This is a genomic window from Methylomonas rosea (genome assembly GCF_024505055.1).
GTDB classification, from domain to species: domain Bacteria; phylum Pseudomonadota; class Gammaproteobacteria; order Methylococcales; family Methylomonadaceae; genus Methylomonas; species Methylomonas rosea.
In genome coordinates this window covers 1-3,262 of sequence record NZ_JANIBL010000120.1, presented here as the reverse complement: position 1 = coordinate 3,262, position 3,262 = coordinate 1, and the positions used below count along the sequence as shown (strand labels likewise).

Below are 3,262 nucleotides of genomic sequence, written 5' to 3'. Positions count from 1 at the left end.
GGTATCCCTCTGGTCAATTTAGCACGCTGAGTCAGGCGAGATAATTCGACGCTTGTTACAGTAGCGCTCGATTGAGGAGGGTTGAAAGTGGGCAATAAAACGGCTAGCGCAGCCTATGCGATGCGCATCGATCGGGTTTTCGATTACATAGACAAACATCTTTTCGAGCCGTTGTCGGTCGATGAACTGAGCAAACAGGCGAATTTTTCCCGATTTCACTTTCAGCGGCAGTTCTCCGCTTACACCGGGCTGAGCACGACGCGCTACATTCAGTTATTGCGTTTACGCAAGGCTTCTTATCAACTGGTGTTTCAGGAGCTGCGCAGCATTACCGATATTGGTTTGGAAGCCGGTTTCGGCAATGCAGAATCGTTCTCCCGCGCGTTCAAAAAATGCTTCGGACAAACGCCTACTCAATTCAGAACCCAGCCTGCATGGCAGCCTTGGAATGAGCGCATGTTATTACCCAAACGAATAAGGAGTCCTCAGATGAACGTAACAGTCGTCGATTTTTCAGAAACCCTAGTCGCAGCCCTTGAGCACCGTGGGTCGCCCAGCCTGGTAATGGATACGGTCAGAAACTTTATAGACTGGCGCAAACAAAGCGGCTTGTCGCCGATCGCCAGCAGCCGTACGTTCGGCATCGCCTATGACGACCCGGCGGCCACACCCGCGGAATTATTCCGATTCGATGTTTGCGGCGAGGTCAAGCAACCGGTGCCGGAAAACCCGCAAGGCGTTATTAACAAACGGATTCCGGAAGGACGTTACGCTGTGGTGCGTCATATCGGTTCGACCGACCGCATTAGCGACAGTGTTTATTACCTTTACCGAGAGTGGCTACCGGAAAGCGGAGAGGAATTACGGGAATTTCCGCTGTTTTTCCAGTACATCAAACGCGTGCCGGAAACGCCGGAACACGAACAGGTTACCGATGTTTATCTGCCGTTGGTGTAAACGAAAGTGGATGAATAGTTTAGCTACGAGAAAACTCGGCGTTAGTGCGCTGCAAGTGTTCCAATGGCAAAGTCCAGCCACAAGCATTAGAAGGAAGCATCAACTATTAACCCGGTCTTTAAACACCGTTCGCACTGAGATTGTCGAAGGGCATGCTGCAATGGGTTTCGACAAGCCCGAACGGAATACCGGTGATAATTAGGGCCGGGTTAACAAACCCCAACCGGAGCCAGATATGGTCAAAAAAGTAGGCAACACCATCATCAACGCCAAACACCACGCGACCTGCCACTGTGGCGCGGTGGAACTCGAACTCGATCTACCCGACGGCATCGTCGATCCGCGCCGTTGCGATTGTTCGCTATGCCGACGCAAAGGCGCCATCATGGCGTCGGTGCCGCTGTCGGGAATCAGGGTCGTCAAAGGCCAAGAGGTCTTGAAGCTTTACCAATTCAACACAATGAGCGCCAAACATTATTTCTGTTCGAATTGCGGCATCTATACCCACCATCAACGCCGTTCGATGCCTAGCCAGTACGACTACAACGTCGGCTGCCTGGAAGGTGTTAATCCGTTTGATTTGGGCGAAGTGCGAACCGGTGACGGTATCAGTCATCCGGCGGACCGGCAGCCGCGTTGATCAGCGAGCTATCGGTCAAGATTTTTTATGTCTAATTTCCAAGACGCTCCGCTGCAGTCGAGACACCATGGCATGGAAGCTGAAAACGTATATCAGGTGTTCGATTGGCTTTGGTGTTCCGCGCAACTGACTGAGAAGGACATCGCCAAACTTCCGGCGCTTGGCATAGAGGCGGTGATTAACTTGGCGCCGCCAACGGCTAGCAACGCATTGCCAGGCGAAGCAGAATTGGTTGCGGCCCAAGGCATTGCATATATGCAAATTCCCGTGGCGTGGGAACACCCCAGACTTAATCAGTTGGAACAGTTCTTGGGTGTTATCAAGGTATTTGAAGGACATAAAGTCTGGGTGCATTGCGCAAAAAATATGCGAGCATCCTCGTTCATTTATCTCTATCGCAGGCTGTACTTGGCGGAAGAGGAGGTGATTGCATCGTATCCGATGAGCGAAATCTGGGCGCCGAATCCCATCTGGCAAACGTTTATTCGTAATGTACTTAGTACAGCGCTCTAGCTCATTCACTGGGCTGGTTGTTTCTGCAAAGCGCCGACCTGATGGAGTTTGAATGGCATATCGTTTTAAATGTACTAAGGAATCATCACGACATGATTAAAATTTGGGGAAGGCGTAGCGCATACAATGTGCAGAAGGTGTTATGGACTATTGGTGAGTTGGGTTTGGCATATCAGCATATTGATGCCGGCGGCAGTGCAGGCGGTCTCGATCAGCCCGATTTTCTAGCCATGAATCCGCATGGCCGTATACCGGTGTTGGTCGATGACGACCTGACAGTTTGGGAGTCCAACAGCATCGTCCGCTATTTGTGCGCCAATTACAGTCGAGATCATTTATGGGCCGAAGCGCCCGCAAAACGTTCGTTGGCGGAGCGCTGGATGGACTGGGAGCTGGCAACACTGCAGCCCGATTTTCTGGATTTGTTTTGGGGATTTTACCGGACCCCGGAGGCGCTAAGGGATCAGCAGAAAATTCAGCATGCCTCTTTGCGCTGCCAAAAACATTTTGCCCTCTTGGATGCGCATCTTGCCGAACAGGCTTTTGTGGCAGGCGATGCGTTCAGTATGGGCGATATTCCCGTCGCCACCTCGCTTTATCGATATTTTGAAATGGGCATTCCCACTCCGGAAACACCCAATGTTCGCAGATGGTACGGTGCGCTTTTCGAACGTAAAGCTTTCCGTGACCATATCATGACTTCGTTTGATGAGCTGTATGCTCGGCAAACGTTTTAATGCCGCTGGCAAGTAGAGAAAAAATGATTTTGGAAGTTGCAACACTCAACGTCATTGCCGGACGGGAGCTGGAGTTTGAGACTGCCTTTCGTAAGGCTTCAGACATTATCGCCTCGATGAGCGGCTATGTTTCGCATCAATTACAGTGCTGCATCGAACATCCCAACCGATATGTATTGTTGGTCAATTGGGATTCGCTGGAGGATCATACCGAAGGCTTTCGCGGCTCAATCCAATACGACGAATGGCGTGCCTTACTGCATCACTTCTATGAACCGTTTCCGACGGTAGAACATTACTCGTTGGTGATGGAAAATCACTTCTAACACTTCTTCCTGTGTTACTGAGGAAAACGGTACTCCTAATAACAATGGCTATGGTCTTTATCGACTTCGACCAACGCCTCAATATTTAA

General features: G+C 50.6%; 5 protein-coding genes. All 5 read left to right on the top strand.

Annotated features, from left to right (window positions below; translation table 11 throughout):
* The first annotated feature begins 87 nt into the window (after positions 1 to 87).
* The 5 genes from NP589_RS21280 to NP589_RS21260 all read left to right on the top strand — a co-directional run bounded on the left by NP589_RS21280 (position 88) and on the right by NP589_RS21260 (position 3,173).
* Complete coding sequence (locus NP589_RS21280) at positions 88 to 957, top strand: AraC family transcriptional regulator (protein ID WP_256608767.1); 870 nt, start codon at positions 88 to 90, stop codon at positions 955 to 957.
* 235 nt (positions 958 to 1,192) lie between these two features.
* A complete protein-coding gene (locus tag NP589_RS21275) occupies positions 1,193 to 1,597 on the top strand; it encodes a GFA family protein (RefSeq protein ID WP_256608766.1) in 405 nt (134 codons plus the stop codon).
* A 27-nt stretch (positions 1,598 to 1,624) separates the two neighbouring features.
* A complete protein-coding gene (locus NP589_RS21270; protein ID WP_033158686.1) occupies positions 1,625 to 2,110 on the top strand; it encodes a protein tyrosine phosphatase family protein in 486 nt (161 codons plus the stop codon).
* A gap of 92 nt (positions 2,111 to 2,202) precedes the next feature.
* Positions 2,203 to 2,847, top strand: a complete 645-nt coding sequence (locus NP589_RS21265; RefSeq protein WP_256608765.1) for a glutathione S-transferase family protein — start codon at positions 2,203 to 2,205, stop codon at positions 2,845 to 2,847.
* A gap of 23 nt (positions 2,848 to 2,870) precedes the next feature.
* Positions 2,871 to 3,173, top strand: a complete 303-nt coding sequence (locus NP589_RS21260) for an antibiotic biosynthesis monooxygenase family protein (RefSeq protein ID WP_256608764.1) — start codon at positions 2,871 to 2,873, stop codon at positions 3,171 to 3,173.
* The last annotated feature ends 89 nt before the right edge of the window (positions 3,174 to 3,262 follow it).